The sequence below is a fragment of the Rhodococcus sp. 5A-K4 genome (assembly GCF_046097995.1).
Classification (GTDB): Bacteria; Actinomycetota; Actinomycetes; order Mycobacteriales; family Mycobacteriaceae; genus Rhodococcus_F; species Rhodococcus_F erythropolis.
In genome coordinates this window covers 39,111-62,268 of the sequence record NZ_JBJURM010000031.1, presented here as the reverse complement: position 1 = coordinate 62,268, position 23,158 = coordinate 39,111, and the positions used below count along the sequence as shown (strand labels likewise).

Sequence of the window (23,158 nt, the reverse complement as noted above, 5' to 3'; positions counted from 1 at the left end):
CGGCAGTGAAAATACTTGCGGATTTCCCAATCAGGGGGATCCTGATGGTAGAGCGACAACTGCATACAACACATCGGGATTGTGCGGCGTACTCACGAGGCGCGCCGGGCATGAGAAGAAACCGAGGTGAGCGAAGATGATCGACAACCTCGATTATCCGGTCCAACTCATCCAACCGAACGGCGCACGAGTGTGCCGTCCCGAATTCGACCGTCTGATAACAGACATCGGGCCTGACGAACTGCTGTCGTTGTATCGCGATCTCGTCGTGAGTCGCCGAATCGACACCGAAGCTGTTGCCCTGCAGCGTCAAGGCGAAATAGGTTTGTGGGCTCCGATGCTGGGCCAAGAAGCCGCCCAGGTCGGTTCCGCGAGAGCGCTCGCCCCAGACGACTTCGCGTTCACCAGCTACCGCGAACACGCCGTCGCGTACTGCCGGGGAGTTCCCCCCGAATTGCTGACCACCATGTGGCGAGGAATCTCCCATTCCGGTTGGGATCCAGAACAATTCAACGTCACCAATCCGGCGATCGTCGTCGGCTCCCAAGGGCTGCACGCCACCGGATACGCACTCGGCGCACACCTGGACGGCGCCGAGATCGCAACGATCGCGTACTTCGGCGACGGCGCCACAAGTCAGGGCGACATCGCCGAGGCGATGGGATTTGCCGCCAGTTTCCGTGTCGGCGTTGTCTTCTTCTGCCAGAACAACCAGTGGGCCATCAGTGAACCGGTATCCCTCCAGTCACGCACGCCCATCTCACATCGGGCGATCGGTTACGGCATCCCCGCGATCCGCGTCGACGGCAACGACGTCCTCGCCGTTCTCGCAGTCACGCGCTCGGCGCTCAATCGCGCACGCGAAGGCAGCGGCCCGACGTTCATCGAGGCGATCACCTGCCGAATGGGCCCGCACACGACGTCCGACGATCCGAGCAGGTACCGCGCCGATACGGACATGTCGGAGTGGAGAAGCCGCGATCCGCTCGAGCGAATGCGTCTGTTCCTCGGCCGTCGCGATCTTCTCGGAGAAAACGAACTCAGCACCATCGCGGCGGCGGCCGACGACGTCGCAGCTGGACTGCGACGCGCGACCATCGCGCTCGCCGATCCACCCCCGTCAGCGCTCTTCGATCACGTCTACGCCGAGGCACACCCACTGATCGACGTTGAACGCGAAGAGCATCGCGCGTATCTCCGCAGCATGGAAGGGGCTTCGTCATGACCGTCATGAATCTCGTGACCGCGCTCAACACCGGCCTTCGACGCGCACTCGAAGACGATCGTCGCGTTGTCATCATGGGAGAGGACGTGGGCCGTCTCGGCGGTGTATTCCGGGTTACCGACGCCCTGCAGAAGGACTTCGGCGATACTCGGGTGATCGACATGCCCCTCGCCGAATCAGGGATCGTGGGAACAGCTTTCGGTCTTGCCTTGCGCGGATATCGGCCTGTCTGCGAAATTCAGTTCGACGGGTTTGTCTACCCGGCTTTCGATCAGATCGTCTCGCAGGTGGCCAAGATCCACTACCGCACCCGAGGCACTGCCTCTGCGCCACTGACGATTCGGATTCCCAGTGGCGGCGGAATCGGTGCGGTGGAACATCATTCGGAGTCGCCGGAAGCGTACTTCGCTCACACTGCGGGACTGCGGGTGGTGTACCCGAGCAATCCGATCGACGGTTTTCACATGATCCGCCAATCCATTGCGGCCGACGACCCGGTGATATTCCTCGAACCCAAACGGCGCTACTGGGATACCGCCGACGTGAATACCGATGCCGCGCCTGAGCTTCCGCTCCACCGTGCCCGCGTCGCTCGCCCTGGAGACGACGCGACAGTAGTTGCGTACGGATCCATGGTCGCCACCGCGCTCGACGCCGCGCGGATCGCCGAAGAAGAAGAAGGCCACGATCTGGAGGTCGTGGATCTGCGTTCACTCTCCCCCATCGACTTCGACACGATCGAGGCGTCGGTGAACAAGACAGGACGGCTGGTCGTCGTCCACGAGGCGCCGAGTTTTCTCGGCGTCGGCGCCGAAATCGCAGCACACGTCGCGGAACACTGCTTCTATCAGCTCGAGTCACCGATCCTGCGGGTCACCGGATTCGACATCCCCTACCCGCCCGCCAAGCTCGAGCGATTTCACCTTCCGGACGCCGACCGGATCCTCGCAGCACTCGACCGGACGCTGGCAGCATGAGTACAGGGCACGAATTCCGGTTGCCGGATCTCGGCGAGGGCCTGACGTCCGCCGATCTGGTCGAATGGACGGTCGGCGTCGGCGACACGGTGGAACTCAATCAAGTTCTCGCCCAGGTAGAGACAGCCAAAGCTCTTGTCGAACTGCCGTCGCCCTACGTCGGCGTTGTCAGAGAACTCCTCGTCGAACCTGGCTCTACCGTCCCGGTCGGCACTCCGATCATCCGTATCGAGGAGCCTGCAGATTCACCGTCTCCAAGTGATTCACAGTCTCCGAGCGTGCTGGTCGGATACGGACCCGCGGCCGAGAGACCGAGCCGACGACGGAGCAGGATCACGCCACACTCGCAATCCGCGGCGAGTACCAAGCGTCGGCCCGCAACACCCTCGGCGCGGCGCGCGGCCCGCGAAGCCGGCATCGATCTGAGCGAAATCACCGGAAGTGGATTCGACGGTGCCGTCACGGCAGCGGACGTCGCAGACGCGCTTCGTTTGAAGGCCGCGTCGAATGAAGCTCCGCGGCCGGCCGAATCCGGTATGCAGAAACATCCGGTCTCGTCCGGCATGCGGAAACAGATGGCGTCGGCGATGGTCGCCAGTACCCGTGCCCCTCAGGCCAGCGTCTTCCTCACCGCCGATGTCACGCCTTCGATGGAACTACTCGGCAGGCTCCGTCCCTCGGACGCATTCACCGGGCTTTCTCTCACTCCGCTGACTCTCGCGGCCAAGGCCTTGGTTACGGCGATCTCGTCGCACCCGATGGTGAACGCGCATTGGGACGAGGCCCGCGGCGACGCCGTCATCGACGATCACGTGAATCTCGGCATCGCCGTCGCCTCCGAACGTGGACTGTCCGTGCCCAACATCAAAAGCGCCGAGACGCTGAGCCTGGTCCAACTTGCACGCGCGGTGACCGAACTGACCGTCGCTGCCCGCGCGGGAGTGACCGACGTCCATCACCTGACCGGCGGAACCGTCACGATCACCAATGTCGGAGTCTTCGGCGTCGACGGGGGCATTCCGCTCCTCAATCCGGGAGAAGCCGTCATCCTTTGCCTGGGCACAGTGAGCGAGCGTCCCTGGGTAATCGAGCGCAAGATCGAAGCGCGGAGCGTCGCGACACTGACGTTGACGTTCGACCACCGGATACTCGATGGTGAGCAGGCCGCGAGATTCCTCTCATTTGTCGCACAGATGCTCGCGGACCCGGACCTGTTGCTGTCTCACCTGTAAAAAGGAACGAGTGAGCGTCAACCCCACCGACCGAGTAGTCCCCACCTCCGCCCTGGTACGCGCCCGGGCCGGCATCTTCGGCATCTTCGGCATCAACGGATTTCTGCTCGCGATGTGGGTCGTCCACATTCCGTCCATCGAACACCGTGTGGGAATCAGTCACTCGACGCTCGGCTCACTGCTTCTCCTTCTTGCTGTCGGAGCCATTGCCGGTATGCAATTGAGCGGTCCGCTCGCCGATCGATACGGCAGCAGGCGCATGGTCATCCTGGCGGGTAGCGGGCTGGCATTCGCCACTCTCGGCCCGGGATTTGCCACGAACACCTGGCAACTGGGCGCTGCACTTGTTGTATTCGGCTTCGCGAACGGCGCGTTGGACGTGTCGATGAACTCGCAGGCTGTCGAGGCCGAACAGTTGTACCGGCGCCCGATCATGGCGGCCTTTCACGGCATGTTCTCGGTCGGCGGCGTATTAGGGTCCGTCATCGGATTCGGCACTCTCGCACTGGATCTTCCGCCGTACGTCACGCTCAGCATCGCGTCGGCAATCGGCTTGCTCGCGGTCTGGTTGTGCTCGCGACCCCTGCTCCCTCACGTCGACGTGCATGCCGAAACCGCGTCGACTACCGGAAAGACACACGGCAGATTCTCGGCTCGCGTACTTGCCCTCGGAACCCTCGCCTTTGTTCTGATGCTGGCCGAGGGAGTGGCAAACGACTGGAGCGCACTGCAGGTCAAGGAAGATCTGGGTGTCTCGAATGCCGTTGCTGCACTGTCGTTCGGTGCATTCTCCGCCATGATGACCGTCGGCCGATTCACCGCGGATCGGATCAGCGCGGCAGTCGGCCCGGTGGCAGTGGTTCGCTACGGTGCGTTGCTCTCGTCCATCGGAATGCTGACCGTCGTGGTGTCGGGCTGGCTACCACTGACGTTGCTCGGTTGGGCCCTGTTCGGCGCCGGCCTGTCGGGATGCATTCCGCAGATCTTCACCACGGCGGGAAATCTGGGCTCAGGTTCGGCCGGCACCAACATGTCTCGCGTCGTCGGCATGGGATACATCGGATTCCTCGCCGGTCCGGCAACCATCGGCTGGGTCACCACGCTTGTGCCTCTCACCACAGCAATGTTGATCCCGTTTGCATGCGTCCTGGTCGCAGCGGCTTGTGCGGGTGTCGTTCGGCGCGATTCTCCGACCGCCTACAGACCTCACAGCTGATCCTCACGATCGGCACAGACTCAACAGGGATGCTGGTACTCGTGACCGTCTCGACCTCCACCCAGCACCCCGCTCCCTCCACAACCACTCGCTTCCTCGTCTTTGCTGCGATCGCCGTCGTAGCGCTGGGCGTCTTGTATTTCGTGCGACCCACCTCGCCTGTGGTGAGCGTCCCCGAACAGGTGCGCGCACTTGCCGAGTGGACGGTAGGCCGATTCGACGTCACCGCTGTACTCGCAGCCACTACTGCTCTGGCCGTCGTCTCGATGGTCCGCGGACTGCCATACGGCATCGGCGCGATCCTGCTCCTCGGAATGGGCGCCAATCTCACCAACGCGGCATTCGGTTCCTGGCTCCCCGATGTGCCCCAGGACCTGTTGCCCAGCGGTCACGTGGCAGCGGCGACCGCGCTGTACTGCTCGGCGATCTTGATCTCCGCCCCGCAGTGGCGTCCGGTGGTCGCCGGTCTCGGATTCGTGGGGGTTGCTGCGATCGGTGCCAGCGCACTGGCCGCCGAGTTGAGCGGCCTTTTCGGAGTGATAGCTGGCGTTCTGATCGCTCTGGTATGGGCCTGTGCTGCAGCCATTTTGATGGCACGATCGCCCATCGCCGCGAAACGTGAAGCGCTACGCCCGGATACGGCAGCAATCGCGTTCTCGAGGCACCGGAGCATCCGACTTTAGTCCTAAATCTTTGTGATTCAGAGATTCTCGCCGTTAAGCCCTCCCGCGACGGCGGGGCATGACGTATGTTCTGAAATGTCCGAATCAAGTAGTTCCACAGCGAAGGAGTCTTTACCGTGAGCCTCGAAGATCTGAACCCGCTCGAACTGATCCAGAAGTTGATCGAACTACTTTCCGGCTTCTCTTCCGACCCCGAAACCCCCGAGGTCCCGTAAAACGTCGCCAGAGGCGCCTGTTCCGAGTTTCGTCTCGGACCAGGCGCCTTTGTCGTTTCAGCACAAGAAGCCGTTTCAGCACAGGGACATGAAAAAGGCGCCCACTCGTGGTTACGAGTGGACGCCCCTTCCGAGCTCGAGCGCTACAGCGCCTTGAGTTCCTCGGTTACTTCGGAGACCGACTTCTTGGCATCACCGAAGAGCATCGAGGTGCCCTCGGCGAAGAAGAGCGGGTTCTCGATACCGGCGAAACCGGAGTTCATCGAACGCTTGAGCACGATGACCGACTTCGACTGGTCGACGTTGAGGATCGGCATTCCGTGAATCGGTGAGCTCGGATCGTTGCGCGCCGCCGGGTTGGTGACGTCGTTCGCGCCGATCACCAAGGTGACATCGGTACGAGAGAACTCGTCGTTGATGTCGTCCATTTCCTTCATCGCGTCGTACGAGACATCCGCCTCTGCGAGAAGAACGTTCATGTGACCGGGCATACGGCCGGCGACCGGGTGAATGGCGTACTTGACCTCGACGCCCTTCGACTCGAGCAATTTCGCCATGTCCTTGACCGCGTGCTGAGCCTGCGCGACGGCAAGTCCGTATCCGGGTACGACGATGACCTGGTTGGCGTAGGCCATCTGGATAGCCGCGTCGGCGGCCGAGGTCGCCTTTGCCGTGCGCACGACGCCGTCGGAGGACGGCGCTTCGCCGCCGCCACCGAAGCCGCCGGCCACGATTGCCGGGATGGACCGGTTCATGGCCTTGGCCATGAGGTTGGTCAAGATGGTGCCCGAAGCACCCACGATCATGCCGGCGACGATCATCGCCTGGTTGTTGAGCGCCAAACCTGCAGCAGCAGCTGACAAACCGGTCAGAGCGTTGAGCAGCGAGATGACGACGGGCATGTCCGCGCCGCCGATGGGCAGCACGACCATCAGTCCGAGGATGCCCGAGAGTACGAGCACGCCGACGATCCACAGTGAGCTGGTCGGGCCTTCCGGTGAGATCGCCTTGACACCGATGATTACCGAGAATGCGACGGCGGCAATGAGCAGCAGAGCATTGAGCGGCTGCTGGAGCTTACCGATTCCGATCGGACGACCAGGCAGAGTTTCCTGCAGCTTCAGGAACGCGATCACGCTGCCCCAGAAGGAGATCGATCCGATCACCGCGGCAAAGAGCGAAGCGATGACGATGTGCACCGTCGGCGACTCGCCGTGCTGGAAAGCGGTGAACCCGTCCGAGTCCAGGAATTCCGCGTACGCGATCAACGCGACCGTGCCGCCGCCGACACCGTTGAACAGTGCCACCAACTGCGGCATGGCCGTCATCTTCGTGCGGAGCGCCGGCGGGACGCCGAGCACGACACCGATGACAAGGCCGGCAGCGATGAGGATCCAGTTCCCCATTTCCGCATCACGAATGGAGATCAGAGTTGCAACGACGGCGATGAGCATGCCGACCGCGGCGATCTGGTTGCCGCGGACTGCGGTCTTCGGGCCGGTAAGGCCCATGAGGCCGTAGATGAACATCGAGAACGCGACAATGTAGAGCGCATTGACCAGGTATTCCATTACTGGTCACCATCCTTCGACACAGACTTGGCGGCCGGCTTGGCCTTGAACATCGCCAACATGCGGTCCGTGACCACAAAACCACCGACAACGTTCACGGTTCCGAAGACGAGCGCGACGAACAAGATGATCTGCAACCCGATCGAGGGATCGTGCACCTTGCCCAGGACGACCAACGCACCCAGGACGACGATGCCGTGGATGGCGTTCGTGCCGGACATCAACGGGGTGTGCAGGGTGTTCGGAACTTTGGAGATCACAGCGAAACCGACGAACCCGGACAACACCAGGATCGCGATGTTCGCCAGAAGTGATGTGTACATCAGGCGCCCTTCTCTTCACGGGTGACGCACGCACCGGCCAGAACCTCGTCGGAGAAATCAGGCGCCAATGCAGCAACATTCCCCGTCGCTTCGCTCGCCCCGCCATCGACGAGCATCAGTTCGATCAGCGCGGAAATGTTCTTCGAGTACAACTCGGACGCATGCTCAGGCATGGACGCCGGCAAATTCAGCGGAGAGCAAATGGTCACGCCGTGCTTGACGACGGTTTGACCCGGCTCGGTCAGCTCGCAGTTACCACCGGTTTCACCCGCGAGGTCGACCACGACACTGCCCGGCTTCATGCCTTCGACCGCGGCAGCGGTGACCAGGCGCGGCGCCGGACGACCCGGAACCAGAGCAGTGGTGATCACAACGTCGAAGCCCTTGATCGCATCTTCGAGTGCCTGCTGCTGCTTCGCTCGCTCGTCGTCGGTCAACTCGCGGGCGTATCCACCCTCACCCGCCGCATCGATTCCGAGGTCGAGCCACTGTGCACCCACCGAACGCACCTGGTCGGCGACCTCAGGACGCACGTCGTACCCGGTAGCGCGGCCACCGAGGCGCTTGGCTGTCGCCAGCGCCTGCAGACCTGCCACACCCACTCCGAGCACCAGAACGGTCGCAGGCTTCACCGTGCCTGCAGCGGTGGTGAGCATCGGGAAGAACCGCGTCGACTCCGATGCTGCCAACAGAACAGCCTTGTACCCGGACACGTTCGCCTGCGAAGACAACGCGTCCATCACCTGCGCGCGGGAGATACGAGGAATCGCCTCCACGGCGTATCCCTCGATGCCGGCGGCCTTCAACTCGGCGATGCGGTTGTCCGCATTACGCGGATTCAGGAAACCGATGAGCTTCGCGCCGGTACTGATCCGGGCGATCTCTTCTGTCGACGGGGGCGCAACCTTGACCACGACGTCAGCAGTCCACGGATCGCCGATCTTCGCGCCGGCAGCGGTGTACAACTCGTCGGGAATCAACGCCCCGAGACCGGCCCCGGACTCGACGACCACGTCGACGCCCTTGCCGATCAAAGCGGACACAATTTTCGGCACCAATGCGACCCGACGCTCACCATCACTCGATTCTCGAGGGACGCCGACCGTCGGACGCACTTGTGCGCTCTTCGATGTTTCCATTTTCCATTACCTTCTGCGGTTGGTGGTTCGCCTGCTGCGACGAGCGGCAACCAGCATGTGATGAGCGGAAGATGACCCGCTTTTGGGTGAATGGTGACTGATAGTAGCCAGAGTTACCGCGGCGTAGGGAAACCGACGACGCACTTTCTCCATCTGAATCGAGTCCGAACAGTATGTTTGGACATACCTTGAGAAGCCTACTGTGGCGCCGATCACACTCGAATGGCGGGCTATTCCACTATTTGAAACGGCCGAAAGACGAAAAGGCATGAAATGACGCGCCGAATAATCACCGTCGAGGGAGTTTACGAACCGGCTTCCGAATGTAACGCCGTCGGGCTTCTCATCGACCAACTCTGGCCGCGCGGCGTCAAACGCGAAAACCTGCAGTACGCATCGCACCGGCATCGGATTCTCGACCCGTTGTTCTACTGACAGCAAGCAAGGACCTGCCATACAGCCACGCGCAGGTCCTTGCCGACTATCTCGCAGAATTACTCTGATGTCCTAGTATTTCACCGGAGGATCAACTGCTCACATATTGAGACCGCAACTTGTGCTTTACGAGCTTTCCTGTCGCGGTCCTAGGCAATTCGTCGGCAAAGTCGATGCTTCTCGGAGCTTTGAAATGTGCAATCTGGCTGCGAACGTATTCCAGCAATTCCTCGGCGACATGGGCACTCGGCTCGACTCCCTCCGCCAGTTGGACAACCGCCTTGACCTGTTCGCCCATTTCTTCATCGGGAACACCGATGACCGCCACGTCGAACACTTTCGGATGCAAGGTAAGGATGTTCTCGGACTCCTGCGGATAGATATTGACGCCACCAGAGATAATCGTGAATGCCGCACGATCGGTCAGATAAAGGAAACGCTCGGAGTCGATATAGCCGATATCTCCACTCGTCGTCCACGTCGGATGATCCGGATGCTGCGCGGCAGCCGTTTTCTCAGGGTCGTTGTGGTACCGGAATGGCAGAGTCTCCCGCTCCCAGAACACGGTACCGATCTCGCCGACCGGAAGATCACGCCCGGCGTCGTCACAGATGTGCACGATCCCCATCACTCCGTCACGACCGACGGAACCCGGATGCGCCAAGGCCTGCTCGCTGTTGATGAAGGTGGCGCCCGAACCCTCGGTCGAGGCGTAGTACTCGTGGATCACCGGCCCCCACCAGTCGATCATTGCCGCCTTCACTTCAGGCGGACAAGGAGCAGCAGCATGAATGGCGACCTTCACCGTCGAAACGTCGTAACGATCGCGGGTCTCCTTCGGAAGTTTCAACATTCGAACGAACATCGTCGGTACCCACTGACTGTGCGTCACAGCGTATTTACCGATCAACTCCAGCGCGGTTTCGGCTTCGAATGCATCCATCAAGATCACGGTTCCGCCGACCGAATTGATCACGCCACAAAAGCGCAGGGGCGCCGCGTGATAGACCGGAGCCGGGCACAAATAGACTGTGTCGGAATCGAACCCGTACATCGGCGCGAACACCGCGGTGTACGGATCCATGGTGGTGTCCACCTCGCCCTCCGGAAGGTCTCCCTTGATCCCCTTCGGCCTGCCGGTGGTTCCGGACGAGTACAACATGTCAGCCCCACGTGGCTGCGAGTCGAGTGGATCGGCGGACTGAGCATCGACCGCATCCTCGTAGTCGTCGAAACCCTCGAGGGCGCCGCCGTACACCAATCGGTGACGCACGCGCGGAATCAGCTTCTCGTCCAACGGAACTGCTGTCGACGCCTGACCCGACGCCACCAGAATTGTCGCCTCGCAGTCGTCGACGATGTAGGCGGTCTCCGCAGCCGTGAGATGCCAGTTCACCGCAGTGATGTAGAGACCTGATCTCAATGCTGCCCAGTACACCTCGAACGCCCGGAGATCGTTGTTCGAGATGAGAGCGACGTGGTCCCCAGGCTTGGCACCGACACTTCGGAAGTATCGCGCCAACTGCGTCGACCGTTCGTCGAGTTCCCGATAGGTGATGGACTCACCCGTCGACGGGCGAATGACGGCGGGCTTGTCCGGGGTGGACTGGACAAAATTTCCTGGAAACACGAAGACTCCTCTGTCGGTGACGACAACGCCGCGTGAGCCTGCTTCGGCGTCGACAATCCTGGTCTACCACAGGAACTCTGCCTCCCTCGGATGTTTGGCGACACCGACTCGAACCATGGGAATGCCCGCTCACTTATCCGGCGCGACATACAGTGAGGAGAACCGCACCGTCCGAAACAGGAGATGTCCGCATGAGTGGTTGGCCCCAGGACGCAGTAGTCGACGCGTTGACCGAGGAATGGAGAGTCATCGACGCACTGCTAGCCGAACTCGACGGTGACCAGTGGTTGGCACCGTCCAACCTTCCGGGGTGGACGGTCCATGACATCGTGTCCCACCTGATCGGTACGGAATCACTGCTCGCGGGCATCAATCCGCCGTCGATCGACCTGGACGTGCACGCATTGCCTCACGTCCACAACGAGATTGCGGCGTTCAACGAGCGCTGGGTCGAAGGCCTGAGGCGGACGCCGCACGCGGACTTGTTGGCCCACTATCGCGATATCACTGCCACGCGAGCCGACGCTCTTCGCTCGATGACGGGCGCAGACTGGGACGCCGAGACACAAACACCAGTCGGTCTTGCGCCCTATGGCCGGTTCATGCGCATTCGGACCTTCGACTGTTGGATGCACGAACTCGACATCAGAGATGCAGTCGGCATTCCGGGCGAGGAAGGCGGATTGCGCGCGGAGACTGCATTCGGCGAAATCACCAGCGCGCTCGGATTTGTCGTCGGGAAACGAGGAAAGGCACCCGAGGGAGCACGGATCACTTTCGAACTCGAAGGGCCACTTGCCCGTTCACTTCACATCTCGGTCGATGCGCGTGCAACGCTCGTCCCGGAGCTCGACGGTCCGGCGACCACGACCATCTCGATGAGCTCACCGCTCTTCACCCGGATTGCCGGTGGCCGCGTCCACGCGTCCGATCATCGAACCGACATCTCACTTCGCGGCGACACCACGGTGGGCGCACGCGTCGTCGACAATCTGGCGTTCACGATTTGAGAGCTGGGTGGGTAGGTCGCGAAGGTACTGAGAAGTGAAACTGTTTCTCTCGTCCTACCGTTTCGGCGACCACCGCGAGGCTTTTGTCGATCTTGTAGGCCGCGGCGCGCGCATAGCGGTGATCGCCGCGGCTGCAGATTCGTGGCCCGTCAATGCCCGCAGTTCGGCAGTGACAAGCGAATTGACCCCATTGCGGGCCGCGGGCTTCACGGCAGAGGAAGTTGACGTCCGAGACTTCCTGGGGGCACCGGAAGCACTCGAAGTCCGGCTTCGCGAATTCGACTGCCTGTGGGTTCGCGGCGGAAACACGTTCGTCCTGCGAGCTCAGCTAGCCCGAAGCGGCGCAGATCGGGTCATCGAGATGCTGGTTCGTTCGGGCCTCGTGGCCTATGCGGGATACAGCGCGGGAGCGTGTCTGGCGACTCCGACTCTGATCGGGCTCGATGCGTCGGACGACCCCGCTGAAGTCACGCCTACGTGCGGTATCGACCCGATCTGGTCCGGGCTCGCGCTGGTCGACTTCGCGATAGTGCCGCACGGCGGCGATTCGTTACTCGAAGATCCGCAGGTGACCGCGCGGACGGTCGCAGCGCTGACCACTGCTGGCGCGCAATTCACCGTGCTTACTGATCAAGAGGTGATAGTCGTCGACCGCTGATCTGACGCAGACGGTTGATCTTGACGCAGACTGGGCAGTCGACTCGGCCCGACTGGATCAGCCGTGCTCTGCCACCGCGGTTCCTGCTGCCGGCGACTGACGCTCTAGCCTCGTCCACGCAATCTCCCAGCGCTTGACCGAGACCTCGTCGGCGTCCTCGAGAAGGGCGTCGAGGAGCAGGCGCGGATTTTCGCGCCATGCCAGTTCGGCGGCATGGACCTCCGCAGCCGAGAACAACCCGGACGCCTCGAGATCGCGAATCCACTCGCAGATCTCGCCCCGGTGGATCCGTGCGATGGTCTCGTATCCCAGACCTTCGTCAAGGAAGTCGTACGAAAAAATTGCGGCAAAGTAACTGTTCGACTCACGCTGCCCGAAAATCATGTGCGTTCCTTCCTCGAAGTTGTCCGACGAAGACTCGAAATCGAACCGTTGCGAAGCCGCGCCAAAGTTTTTTTGGCGAAGTTGTAACGCTTCTTCTATCCCCGACGATTCAAACGCTAACCCCCCAAGCGGGTCTTTGGGATCACGTCCGAGAAACGATCTGATGACCAAGGCAATACCCCTGGGGTTTCCGGGCGCTCGCACCCTTCGCCGGCACGCAATCAGCGCCCCGCTGACCTGCAATTTGCCCGTTTCAGGCCCTCCACTTAATCCATCCGAACAGATGACAAAAAACTTTGTGACGAGTCCCACATATTGAGATGTTTACGATCGCGATGCATATGTATCACCCAATGTGGGCACAAAAGTACGGGCAAATCGGCACGTACAGACCAGTTTTCTTCCTGATCCGACACGACCAAGATCCCTTGAACGGTCGTCCAGTTGTAGTTGCGCTAAGTAACGGAACTCACGCCGGCAAGCGATATTGCGGACCGCCTGCCAGGTAGCGTGGCTCCACAGAACGCAGACGCGGCGCGCCGCAACCGGCCGCCCTTTCGAAACGGAGCCCGAAGATGACCGAGACAGTGGCGCACAACTCCGCGGAAACGCGCTTCGAGATCCGTGTCGACGGCGAACTGGCCGGTTTTGCCGAGTACTCGGACCATTCCGATGTCCGTGATTTCCACCACACGGTGACGTACCCACAGTTTCGCGGGCGCGGGCTTGCCGCCATCGTGGTGCGTGAAGCGCTCGATCAGACCCGGAACGAGGGATTGAAGATCCTTCCAACGTGCTCGTACGTCGAGAAGTTTGTTGCAGAGAACCCCGTTTACCAGGCATAACCGAACGAGGACGGTCCGCGAAAAATCACTCGCGGACCTGCAACCCCCGCTGCTAGCGTCGATGGTGCCGTCGTCGAAACTCTCGAAATCCTGGTCGGCACCATCTCGGGGAAGGAAAGAACGTGGTCGCCTCAGCAGATCGGCGCCCACCTGCATCCGAGGACGTAGTTACCCCCAGCTATCTCCCTCTCGTCCTCGTCAATCTCGCGACGCTGTTCTCGGCGATCGGCAACGGTATCGCCATCGTCGTACTCCCCTGGCTTGTTCTCGAACGAACCGGCCGGGCTACCGACGCGGCGATAGTTGCCGGCGCAGCGGCCATTCCGTTACTCGTGTCGAGCCTGTTCTCGGGGACATTCGTCGACAAATTCGGACGCCGTCGAACGTCGATGATTTCCGACGCTCTTTCGGCGATGTCCGTAGCGGCGATCCCGATCATCGCGGCCACCGCGGGCTTGACGATCCCGGTGATCGCGGCGTTGGCCGCGCTCGGTGCGGTGTTCGACCCCGCCGGAATGGCGGCGAGGGAGTCCATGCTGCCTGCAGCAACTCGGACCGCCAAGTGGAAGCTCGATCGCACCAACAGCGTGTACGAGGCCAATTTCAACGTCGCATATCTGATCGGCCCTGGCATCGGCGGTGTCCTGATCGCAACGATCGGGGCGGTGAACACGCTCTGGGTGACGGCGGCTGGTTTTGTGTTCTCGATAGTCGTGGTTGCCTTCATCCGCCTTCCTGGCGCCGGAGTCCCCGAACACGAACATCGTCCGAAATCGATCTGGCACGGCACACTCGACGGTCTTCGGTTCGTCTGGAACAACAAACTGCTGCGCACTCTGGCGCTGATCGACATGGCCGTCGTCGCGCTCTACATGCCGGTGGAGAGTGTCGTGTTCCCGGTGTACTTCACAGAGTTGGATCAACCGGCGCAACTCGGATCGGTGCTGATGGCATTGGCGATCGGCGGCATCATCGGCTCTCTCGCCTACGCTCCGCTGGCACCGATCATGTCCCGGCGACTGATCATGATTTTTGCCGTCGCCGTTCTCGGCATAGCGATGCTTGCCATGGCGCTTCTACCTCCGCTGTGGGTGATCCTCGTGCTCGCCGGACTGCAGGGGCTCGTCTACGGACCAGTCGGCCCGATCGCCAACTACGCCATGCAGACGCACAGCCCGGAGCACATGCGCGGACGCGTCGTCGGTGTCATGACGTCGACGGCCTACGCCGCCGGCCCGCTGGGCTACCTCGCGGTCGGCCCTCTGCTCGATCAACTCGGAATCGCGTCGACCTTTGTGGCCCTGTCGATTCCGATCATCCTGATCGCCGCAGTCTGTGCCTCCCTGCCGGTGCTTCGCGAACTGGATCGTCCGCGACACTCGACCGACGTCAGTTGAACCCCATCACGTCGTTGCCCCAGGCGACGCGCAGTCCGTGATCGGGGTCGCTGACGAGGGTGTCAGCCGAGTCGATCAACAGCGTCGACCGCCTCTCTTCCTCGTACGGCGCCCAGTGCTTCGAACCGTCGAGAGCTGCCGGCACGGCATGCCGCGCGAAGGCCAACCATCGCCGTTGAATACGGCCGGCTACCTCCATCGCAGCTTTCCGTCCACCCAGCCAGAACGTGGGGTCGACGTTCAGGGTTCCGAAATTGCCGAATACATAAGGTAATTCGGTCGCGTGGCCCGCACCGATCCGCGCCGCCTTGAGCATCGGCGTCGCGTGATCGAAGCGGTAGACCCACGTAGGGGAATGCCTGCAGTGAGCGTCGGCGATCCACAGAGTCGGCATGCGAAACGCCGCGTCCCGCGACAGTGCCAGCGCGCCACTCGGTTTCGCGTGATCAGGGTAAGCCGACATGATCTCGGCAAGCTTGGTCGCGGAGATGTCTGGGTGATCATCCGCCAGCAGTTGCAGCATGGCCTCGACCGACTGCGCGCTCACCGGCATCAGCGGAGACTTCATGAACTTGAAGATCGACGCCTCGTCCTTGTTGGAACCGATGATCAGTGGGATTCGGTGCGCGTAACCCTTCTGGAAAGCCGCAACCGGGTAGTGCGGCACCAGATCACGATCGACAACGGGTGCCATCGCCAAAGTTCCCGGAATCCGGGTCGGAATTTCGTTGACCAGGTCATCGCTTGCCTTGACGAGCAGTTCCAGATCCGTGGTCAGCAGATCGCCTGCGTCTTCAGGGTCGATCGAGAGCAGTTCGAGAAACCGCTCCGCCACGGTCTTGGCGCGCTCGGCCCCGTAGACGGAGGTCGCGGGAGGACTCTGGGCAATCGCACGATGGAACAGACCTTCGGCGCTCGGACAGGTCATGAGCGTCGTGATGGATCCTGCGCCGGAGGACTCACCGAACACCGTCACCGCACTCGGATCACCCCCGAAGGCGTCGATGTTGTCTCGAACCCATTCGAGTGCCGCAATCTGGTCTCGCAGACCACAGTTCGATTCGAAAACGGTATCCGCGGTGGAGAATCCAGACAGGTCCAGGAATCCGAGGGCACCGACGCGATAGTTGAAGGAGACGAGAACGACGTCACCGGTTTCAGCCAGATGACGGCCGTCGTAGATCGTTTGGGCGGCGGACCCGAGGCAGTAGGCGCCGCCGTGAATCCACACCATCACCGGTCGCGGCGTGCCGTCGGGGCGCGGGGCCCACACGTTGATCGACAGACAGTCTTCGTCGATTTTGAAGGCCCGATCGATCGGAACCGCCGGGCTCTGGCCCTGCGGCGCGATCGGCCCGAACTCACGACAGTCGCGCACCCCGTCCCAGGGCTCAGCGGGTTGCGGCGCGCGGAATCTCCGTTCGCCCACCGGCGCTGCTGCGTAAGGCATGCCCTTCCACGCGAATATTCCGCCATCCGGATACCCGCGGGCATCTCCGCCGCGGGCACGGATCACGAGTGTTCCGTCCTCGCCGAGATTCGGTCGAACGTCGGTCTCCATGTCTGAATCCCCTCCCGACCCGCGCGTGTGGCAAACAAGACCAAACGTACCAACATAAGGCCGATGTGCGTCGACTAGTCAACTGCCAGGTAGGCGCCGACGAAGCAGAGGCTCGGTGTTAAGGTCGCCTAGTTCTGACACGGGGTGCTCCGCATGGGCGGGGCTGAGAACACACCCGGGAACCTGATCAGGTAATGCTGACGAAGGGATGTCATGGCTACTACGCAGCCTGCATACAATTCTGCCGAAAACTCGGTGGCCACAGCGCCGTCGACGGATCGGTTCACCGATCGGCTCTGGGCCGAGACGAAGGTCCTCCGCGAGTCGATCGACTCACTGGAGTTCCTCGAACGCCTCGGCGACGGAACCTTGCCTCTCGACGCGTTCCGCACGTACATCGAGCAGGACAAGCTTTATCTCGAGGGGTATTCGAAAGCGTTGTCCCTGGTCGCGGCCCACGCCCCGGATCCGCAGTCGGCGGGCTTCTGGTCGAATTCCGCGTCCACGGCAGCGACAGTGGAATCTGCGCTTCACGACGGACTTCTCACCGGTGGAATTCTTCCAGCGGGATCGGGAAGGCTCGAGCATTCGCAGGCCTGCCTGGGATACGTCTCGTATCTGACGGCGACTGCGGCAACTGCGCCTTACCCGGTCTCCGCAGCGGCAGTACTCCCCTGCTTCTGGATCTACGCCGAGGTCGGCCGCGATCTTGCCGCTTCAGCGCGCGAGGTACTCGACGCCGATCCGTCGCATCCGTACGCGCAGTGGGTCACGACGTACGACGCACCCGAATTCCACGAGTCGGTGGCGCAGGCCCGCGTACTGGTCGATGCTGCTGCCGAAGCAGCCACCGAGACAGAGCGGGAGGCGATGAGTGAAGCGTTCCGCATCGCCAGTCGCTACGAGTTGATGTTCTGGGATTCCGCACTCCACCAGCAACCCTGGCCGGCGTCGTGATGTCGTTTGCGGCGCTGCGCCGCACACTTGCGACCTCTGCCGCGATCGCAGCCGCATTCACAGTTCTGACCGGATGCGCCGCTGACACCGGCGCTTCCGACGGGACCATTCGGTTCGCACTCGACTGGACCCCGAACACGAACCACACCGGTTTGTACGTTGCACTCCAAGAGGGCTACTTCGAGGACGCCGGTCTGGACGTCTCGATCCTGCCGTACAACAACACCTCTCCCGACACCCTGGTCGACGCCGGCAACGCGGAGTTCGGCATCAGCACACAGAGTCAGGCCACGTTCGCCCGAGCGGCCGGCGCCGCCACGACGTCCGTCATCGCGCCACTTCAGCACCGCGCCACCGGCATCGGTGTGAAGGCGGATCGTGCGGACATCACGCGCCCACGTGATCTCGACGGGAAGACGTACGCCGGGTTCGGCGATCCCGGCGAAGTCGAAACGCTGCAGCAGATCATCCGCAACGACGGCGGGACCGGGAACTTCACGACGGTCACGCTCGGAACGTCTGCTTACGAAGCCGTGTATTCGGGCCAGGCCGATTTCACGGTCTCCTACTTTGCTTGGGAAGGCCTCGAGGCGGAGCGAAACGGAACCCCGATGCGGTACTTCCAGTACACCGATTACGGCTTCCCCGATGCATATTCGATCGTGATCAACGGCAACCAGCAGTGGTTGAAGGACCATCCCGACGAGGCACGCAAGTTCGTCAAAGCCGTTCAACGCGGATATCAGACTGCTGCCGACAACCCGGACCAGGCCGCGCAGGATCTCATCGACGCGAACCCCGGAGCTTTCACCGACGAAGACCTCGTCCGTGACAGTCAGCGGATGCTCGCCGCCGACTACATGAAAGACGCCAACGGCGTCGTGGGCGCCCAGAATCTCGAAACCTGGTCGGGTTATTCGGGATTCCTCTTCGACAACGGATTGCTCGCCGGACCGGACGGGAAGCCGTTGACCCAGAAGCCGGACTGGTCGGAGTACTTCACCAATGAGTATCTCGACGCGTCCTGACGTGAGCGGACGGCTGGTCTCGGCCATGCGGCGGGCGCTTCCCGCGCTCGCCGTGGTGGTGCTCCTCGTGGCGGCGTGGCAGATCTACGTCGAGATCAGTGGGATTCGGCCGCAGGTACTTCCGTCTCCGGGGCGCGTTCTGTCCCAGGGGTGGGACAACCGCGAGATCATCTCCGGCCACGCCTGGTCGACATTGCAGGTCACGTTGGTCGGCTTCACTGTTTCACTGGTGTTGGCCTGGATTCTTGCTGTGGTCGTGGACTTTTCGCCGTGGTTGTCACGCGCGCTGGTACCACTTTTTGTCGTCTCGCAGACCTTGCCAATCATCGCCATTGCGCCACTGATGATCATCTGGTTCGGCTTCGGGTTGCTGCCGAAGGTGTTGGTGATCGCACTTGCAACGTTCTTCCCCATGACCATCGGACTCATCGAGGGATTTGCCGCGGCCGACCGTGAAGCGGGCGCTCTCCTGCGCAGTATGGGCAGCACTCGCTGGCAGGAGTTCCGATACGTCCGCCTTCCTTCGGCGATTCCGCGATTCTTCACCGCCCTGCGTATCGGTATCACCTACGCGGTCGTGGGCGCGGTGTTCTCCGAATACGTCGGCGCTACTTCCGGTTTGGGCATTTACATGAGCACCCAGAAGAACTCCTTCCGCACCGATCTGGTGTTGGCGGCCGTACTGGTGACCGCGTTGATCAGCGTCACGCTGTACTTGCTGACGTTCGTCATCGAGCGCATCGTTGCACCATGGGCGATGAACGAAAGGTCGCGGACATGACCGACCCGACGGTCGAGGAGGCAATGGTCGAAATTCAGGACCTGACCAAGAGGTTCGACACTGCCGGAGAATCGCGTCTCGTACTCGATTCGGTGTCCTTCCGCGCCGACGCGGGCGAATTCGTGTCGGTGATCGGGCCGAGCGGCTGCGGCAAGAGCACGATCTTCAACGTCCTGGCCGGGCTCGAATCCCCGACCTCGGGTTCAGTCCGTGTAGGCACGCGCGCAACTGAATCCGAAGCAGCCGCCGAGGTGCACACCGCGTACATGCCGCAGAAGGATCTTCTGTTCCCTTGGCGCTCGGTACTGGACAACACGGCCCTCGGTTTGGAAGTGCAGGGAGTCGGCAAGAAGGAAGCACGCGAGCGCGCTCGTGAGTTGTTCCCCGCGTTCGGCCTGTCCGGATTCGAGGACGCCCGGCCGTCACAGCTGTCCGGCGGTATGCGCCAGCGAGCGGCGATGCTGCGCACCGTTGTTCAGGGCAAACCTGTCCTGCTGCTCGACGAGCCGTTCGGCGCACTGGACTCGTTGACCCGCACCGAGATGCAGGCCTGGCTGCAAGACGTGTGGCAGCAGTACCGGTGGACCGTGCTGATGATCACCCACGATATTCGTGAAGCGATCTATCTGTCCGACCGCGTGGTCGTTCTGTCTGCGCGTCCGGCAACGGTCAGGTGCGTAGTCGACGTTCCCTTGCCGAGACCACGCGAGCTGGACATGATCACCACGCCCGAGTTCGCCGACGTCGAGCGCGAACTGCTTGCCGTTCTCCACGACGAGACGCGCAAGTCGCTACGCCCCTAGCGGTTACTGAAAATGCAGTAGTTACTGATAATGCGCTGAGAGAGTTTCGAGTTCACCTGGAGTTCAGGAGAATGCGCACCGAAACCTGACGAGGTCACGTACCATGATCCGGCACTTTCACCCAAAACGCCTTAATATCAGCAAGATCCGAACGCTCGACACGCAGTCCGTCAACGCTGCACAATTCTCCGTACTCTTCGGTAACGTACACTCGGTCGCCTACGAGACCAACGGCCAGAAGGTAACTGGACGGTAAAGCGGAATCTTGGAGGCACAGTCATCGCAACAGATTTGGAAAGGGACAGCGTGAGCACACTGCAGTCAGGTCAGAGCCTCGGAGTCGGCCAGGAACTCAAGTCCGACAACGGCGCATACACCCTCACCTTGCAGGACGACGGCAACCTGGTTCTGTCCGAGGGCGGACAGGCTGTTTGGGCCGCAGGCACCAACGGATCCGGCGCCAACCGCGCCGAGGTGCAGGCTGACGGAAACTTCGTCATCTACAAGGACTCCGACGCCGTGTGGGCATCGCAGACCGCAGGCAACGACGGTGCCTCCCTCTCGGTTCAGGACGATCGCAACGTCGTTCTGTCCGCCGGTGGAAATGCTCTGTGGTCTTCGGACACTGCAATCGAGGCTCCGGCCGCCGAGGCTGCCCCGGAGCCCGCTCCGGCCCCGGAGCCCGAGCCTGCACCCGCCGCTCCGGCAGCGCAGAGCTACACCGTCGAAAGCGGCGACACCCTGTGGGCAATCGCCGAGCGTTTCTACGGTGACGGCAACCAGTACCAGCGCATCGCGGATGCAAACGGCATCCCGAACCCGGATCTCATCAACGCCGGTCAGGTACTGACGATCCCCGCCTGATTCACTGCTTGACCTGGCCCTGGGTGCCGACGTCCGCGTCGGCACCCAGGGCCTTTTGTGTTCTACGCCACACAGATTCGCGTCCCGCCCAGCAGGCCCTGATACTCCATTGCGGCATCTTTTCGCCTACAGTACTTCCGTACTGCTCCCGAAGGACAGGTGTGCATGAAAGACAGAACAGTCATGATCGGCGCTGTCGCAGTGGCCGCTCTCTCTCTGACATCAGGCCTCGTTTTCGGCGGAGCAGCCGGCGCATTCGGTTCCGGCGGCCCTGTGGTGAAGCCTCCCGCTCTGGTCTCGTCGGTTTCCGTGGAGTCCGTCGCCGGGATCGAACCGGCCGCGTTCTACAGCTCGGTTGCAGTTCCCACGGTTGTCATCCCGCCGACGCCGACCTGGCGAATCGCCGACGAGACGACTGCTCCTCGTAATCAGCCGCTGGTGGTGACCGCGACAAGCACGAGCTCCGCTACGTCCACTACGACTGCAACGAGTACGACAACACCGGTATCGTCCACGACCACCGCGTCGGCTACCGCGACCTCGTCACCGACCGCGACAGCCACGACCACCAAGACCAGCACCACCCCAGTTGTCACGACCGGGTCCACGCCGCCCGTCGTCGAGGTCTCGCCCGTTCTCGCCGGATAGTCCTCGCTCTTTCGCCTGCATACCGCCTAGCGTGACGGCGGTTACAGGCACACTTCAGTCGCCGCTCTCAAATACCCGATCTACCTGCGACAACCTTCCTAGTCGTCACGGTTCGTGGCCCGCTGCAATCCGGTCGACCGGAAAAGGACAGCAGCATTGTCGGGACCTCGCGATACCGTATAGGTCTGAGCTTTTGCGGAAGGAGGTGGCTGATGAGCGCAATGGGCTTCGATCTCGATGTCAGTGTCGACCGGGCATGGGCAGAATTTCAACGTCGCCTCGGCGATCACATTTCCATCATGGTCGACGGCGACGTGCTTGCCGTGGAATCGTCCACCGGCGACTTCGATCCAGCTGACGGCGCAGCGCCATGTGTTCAGTTCCTCGTGTGGGACGAGAACACAGTCCGCTGCGAGGTTCCTTCCAACGACTTCCTTCATCCGCGCTATCGACTCGAAGATGCCGACGAACAAAAGTTGATCGCACTCGGCTGGAATCCGCCTTCCGAGAATCTCGACGATCCGAACAACTCCCCCGCCTTCTGCGTCGACAAGGCGCAGAACTGGGCCGATCAGCTCGCAGCGATGACTGTCGCTGCGTTCCGTGATGTGTTCGGTGTGCAGCACCCGGCTTTTCTATCCAGCGATCTCACCGGCAACGAGCAGACTCCGGATTTCGATCCGTCGGTTGTCGAGTCGACAGAACTTCCGACACTCGACCCCACCGCGGCCTACATGCCCAACGACGTCGACCACCTCAAGGAGTTGGTCACTCTCGCTTTGCTTCCCATGCTCGGCACGCTTCCCGAGCGGGACAGCGACGGCGACATACCAATTCGGGTCGGTTCGACTGTCATGTTCGTCGGTCCGCTTTCCGAGTCCATGGACGTGCAGTTGTTCTCCCCACTCGTTCAGGACATCAGCAACCGCACTCGTGCAGCCGAGGTCATCGCCGATCTCAACCGCAAGTGGTCGCGCATCAAGTTCGTCTTGATCGACGACCGTCTGTCGGTGTTCCTCGAGGTGGCGGGCTCACCATTCGTTCCCAAACAACTCACCGATACATGCGCAGCCTTGACGTCGTTCCTGCGCACCGTGGACGACGAGTTCGCCGCACGCGTCGGCGGAGACCTCTTCTTCGCGAACAAGAGCGGTGACTCCTCCTCGCTGCAGCCCGATCTGACGGCCGAGGACCTGCCTCCCGAACTCGAGACCCTGCTGCATCTCGATCTGGACGTGGCCGAGGATCTCGACGCGGTAGCCGATGTCTGCGGGCGCGATCGCGATCTGATTCTTCAGCTCCTCCACATCAGTAACGAATGGCAGATTCAGCTCCGCAGTCAGGCGGTGGACGCCCACAGTCGCGGGGACGCCGAAGAGGCTGCAGGATACGAGGATCAGGTCGGCGGGTGGGAACTCATGGTCGACCGTCTGCGCGGGGCTTTGCGACTGGTGGTCCTGCCCAATTCTCGAACCGAGACGCCGGCAAAGCCGCAACCTGAGCAGATGGGCCTGTTTGCCGATCCCTTGCAACAGAGTCTCTTCGACGATCCGTCCTGACACGACGGATCGCCTTC

General features: G+C 61.8%; 23 protein-coding genes and 1 riboswitch. Of the genes, 17 read left to right on the top strand and 6 right to left on the bottom strand.

Annotated elements, in window-relative coordinates; all coding sequences use genetic code 11:
• The first annotated feature begins 136 nt into the window (after positions 1-136).
• Genes pdhA through ACKAMS_RS28495 form a run of 5 tightly spaced genes read left to right on the top strand, consistent with a single transcriptional unit; the run spans position 137 to position 5,333 of the window.
• Entirely contained in the window at positions 137-1,225 is a 1,089-nt protein-coding gene (gene pdhA / locus ACKAMS_RS28515) for a pyruvate dehydrogenase (acetyl-transferring) E1 component subunit alpha (RefSeq protein WP_204856365.1), read from the top strand.
• Positions 1,222-2,202 (top strand): alpha-ketoacid dehydrogenase subunit beta, encoded by a 981-nt coding sequence (locus tag ACKAMS_RS28510; protein WP_134999605.1) that lies wholly within the window; start codon positions 1,222-1,224, stop codon positions 2,200-2,202. Before pdhA ends, ACKAMS_RS28510 begins: the two co-directional genes overlap by 4 nt.
• Positions 2,199-3,434, top strand: coding sequence for a dihydrolipoamide acetyltransferase family protein (locus ACKAMS_RS28505; RefSeq protein ID WP_408989903.1), 1,236 nt, complete (start codon positions 2,199-2,201; stop codon positions 3,432-3,434). The genes ACKAMS_RS28510 and ACKAMS_RS28505 overlap by 4 nt, the downstream gene beginning before the upstream one ends.
• Positions 3,435-3,444: 10 nt before the next feature.
• Positions 3,445-4,650, top strand: a complete 1,206-nt coding sequence (locus tag ACKAMS_RS28500; protein ID WP_019749231.1) for an MFS transporter — start codon at positions 3,445-3,447, stop codon at positions 4,648-4,650.
• A gap of 29 nt (positions 4,651-4,679) precedes the next feature.
• Positions 4,680-5,333 (top strand): hypothetical protein, encoded by a 654-nt coding sequence (locus ACKAMS_RS28495; RefSeq protein WP_021344885.1) that lies wholly within the window; start codon positions 4,680-4,682, stop codon positions 5,331-5,333.
• A gap of 358 nt (positions 5,334-5,691) precedes the next feature.
• Here ACKAMS_RS28495 and ACKAMS_RS28490 read toward each other — a convergent pair whose 3' ends face one another.
• The 3 genes from ACKAMS_RS28490 to ACKAMS_RS28480 are packed head-to-tail and all read right to left on the bottom strand — an operon-like array spanning position 5,692 to position 8,581.
• Positions 5,692-7,119: an NAD(P)(+) transhydrogenase (Re/Si-specific) subunit beta gene (locus ACKAMS_RS28490; RefSeq protein WP_021344886.1), complete on the bottom strand. Its 1,428-nt coding sequence runs from the start codon at positions 7,117-7,119 to the stop codon at positions 5,692-5,694.
• Positions 7,119-7,442, bottom strand: coding sequence for an NAD(P) transhydrogenase subunit alpha (locus ACKAMS_RS28485; protein WP_003941319.1), 324 nt, complete (start codon positions 7,440-7,442; stop codon positions 7,119-7,121). The genes ACKAMS_RS28490 and ACKAMS_RS28485 overlap by 1 nt, the downstream gene beginning before the upstream one ends.
• Entirely contained in the window at positions 7,442-8,581 is a 1,140-nt protein-coding gene (locus ACKAMS_RS28480; protein ID WP_041815059.1) for an NAD(P) transhydrogenase subunit alpha, read from the bottom strand. Before ACKAMS_RS28480 ends, ACKAMS_RS28485 begins: the two co-directional genes overlap by 1 nt.
• Before the next feature lie 273 nt (positions 8,582-8,854).
• Between ACKAMS_RS28480 and ACKAMS_RS28475 the strand changes: the two genes are divergently transcribed.
• Positions 8,855-9,016 carry a hypothetical protein gene (locus ACKAMS_RS28475; RefSeq protein ID WP_264613055.1) on the top strand — a complete coding sequence of 54 codons (162 nt, stop codon included), beginning with the start codon at positions 8,855-8,857 and terminating at the stop codon, positions 9,014-9,016.
• A 91-nt stretch (positions 9,017-9,107) separates the two neighbouring features.
• Here ACKAMS_RS28475 and ACKAMS_RS28470 read toward each other — a convergent pair whose 3' ends face one another.
• Positions 9,108-10,646 carry an AMP-binding protein gene (locus ACKAMS_RS28470; protein ID WP_408989902.1) on the bottom strand — a complete coding sequence of 513 codons (1,539 nt, stop codon included), beginning with the start codon at positions 10,644-10,646 and terminating at the stop codon, positions 9,108-9,110.
• A 191-nt stretch (positions 10,647-10,837) separates the two neighbouring features.
• On the opposite strand from ACKAMS_RS28470, the gene ACKAMS_RS28465 reads away from it, so the two are divergent.
• A complete protein-coding gene (locus ACKAMS_RS28465) occupies positions 10,838-11,656 on the top strand; it encodes a maleylpyruvate isomerase family mycothiol-dependent enzyme (protein ID WP_020908353.1) in 819 nt (272 codons plus the stop codon).
• A gap of 34 nt (positions 11,657-11,690) precedes the next feature.
• Positions 11,691-12,314 (top strand): Type 1 glutamine amidotransferase-like domain-containing protein, encoded by a 624-nt coding sequence (locus ACKAMS_RS28460; RefSeq protein ID WP_020908354.1) that lies wholly within the window; start codon positions 11,691-11,693, stop codon positions 12,312-12,314.
• A gap of 57 nt (positions 12,315-12,371) precedes the next feature.
• Here ACKAMS_RS28460 and ACKAMS_RS28455 read toward each other — a convergent pair whose 3' ends face one another.
• The gene (locus ACKAMS_RS28455) at positions 12,372-12,698 is read right to left on the bottom strand and encodes a hypothetical protein (RefSeq protein ID WP_003941297.1); all 327 of its coding nucleotides are present in this window, start codon (positions 12,696-12,698) and stop codon (positions 12,372-12,374) included.
• Between the two features lie 575 nt (positions 12,699-13,273).
• On the opposite strand from ACKAMS_RS28455, the gene ACKAMS_RS28450 reads away from it, so the two are divergent.
• Together ACKAMS_RS28450 and ACKAMS_RS28445 are read left to right on the top strand one after the other, a co-directional pair.
• Positions 13,274-13,543: a GNAT family N-acetyltransferase gene (locus ACKAMS_RS28450; RefSeq protein WP_408989901.1), complete on the top strand. Its 270-nt coding sequence runs from the start codon at positions 13,274-13,276 to the stop codon at positions 13,541-13,543.
• Between the two features lie 122 nt (positions 13,544-13,665).
• Positions 13,666-14,940 carry an MFS transporter gene (locus tag ACKAMS_RS28445; RefSeq protein ID WP_020908357.1) on the top strand — a complete coding sequence of 425 codons (1,275 nt, stop codon included), beginning with the start codon at positions 13,666-13,668 and terminating at the stop codon, positions 14,938-14,940.
• Here ACKAMS_RS28445 and ACKAMS_RS28440 read toward each other — a convergent pair.
• Positions 14,933-16,501, bottom strand: coding sequence for a carboxylesterase/lipase family protein (locus ACKAMS_RS28440; protein ID WP_256065407.1), 1,569 nt, complete (start codon positions 16,499-16,501; stop codon positions 14,933-14,935). The two genes, ACKAMS_RS28445 and ACKAMS_RS28440, sit on opposite strands and share 8 nt — an antisense overlap.
• Before the next feature lie 130 nt (positions 16,502-16,631).
• Positions 16,632-16,727, top strand: a riboswitch (TPP riboswitch).
• Here ACKAMS_RS28440 and ACKAMS_RS28435 point away from each other — a divergent pair.
• From ACKAMS_RS28435 to ACKAMS_RS28405, 7 genes are all read left to right on the top strand, one after another.
• The gene (locus ACKAMS_RS28435; RefSeq protein ID WP_019749242.1) at positions 16,715-17,458 is read left to right on the top strand and encodes a TenA family protein; all 744 of its coding nucleotides are present in this window, start codon (positions 16,715-16,717) and stop codon (positions 17,456-17,458) included. (Overlaps the previous riboswitch by 13 nt.)
• Positions 17,458-18,486: an ABC transporter substrate-binding protein gene (locus ACKAMS_RS28430; protein WP_283567908.1), complete on the top strand. Its 1,029-nt coding sequence runs from the start codon at positions 17,458-17,460 to the stop codon at positions 18,484-18,486. The genes ACKAMS_RS28435 and ACKAMS_RS28430 overlap by 1 nt, the downstream gene beginning before the upstream one ends.
• Positions 18,464-19,267: an ABC transporter permease gene (locus ACKAMS_RS28425; RefSeq protein ID WP_060938986.1), complete on the top strand. Its 804-nt coding sequence runs from the start codon at positions 18,464-18,466 to the stop codon at positions 19,265-19,267. The genes ACKAMS_RS28430 and ACKAMS_RS28425 overlap by 23 nt, the downstream gene beginning before the upstream one ends.
• Entirely contained in the window at positions 19,264-20,070 is an 807-nt protein-coding gene (locus ACKAMS_RS28420) for an ABC transporter ATP-binding protein (RefSeq protein ID WP_060939033.1), read from the top strand. Before ACKAMS_RS28425 ends, ACKAMS_RS28420 begins: the two co-directional genes overlap by 4 nt.
• Positions 20,071-20,376: 306 nt before the next feature.
• Entirely contained in the window at positions 20,377-20,934 is a 558-nt protein-coding gene (locus tag ACKAMS_RS28415; RefSeq protein WP_020908363.1) for a LysM peptidoglycan-binding domain-containing protein, read from the top strand.
• A 165-nt stretch (positions 20,935-21,099) separates the two neighbouring features.
• Positions 21,100-21,582, top strand: a complete 483-nt coding sequence (locus ACKAMS_RS28410) for a hypothetical protein (RefSeq protein ID WP_020970103.1) — start codon at positions 21,100-21,102, stop codon at positions 21,580-21,582.
• A gap of 212 nt (positions 21,583-21,794) precedes the next feature.
• On the top strand, positions 21,795-23,141 hold the full coding sequence (locus ACKAMS_RS28405) for a T3SS (YopN, CesT) and YbjN peptide-binding chaperone 1 (RefSeq protein ID WP_070385708.1): 1,347 nt from the start codon (positions 21,795-21,797) through the stop codon (positions 23,139-23,141).
• Positions 23,142-23,158: the final 17 nt, after the last annotated feature.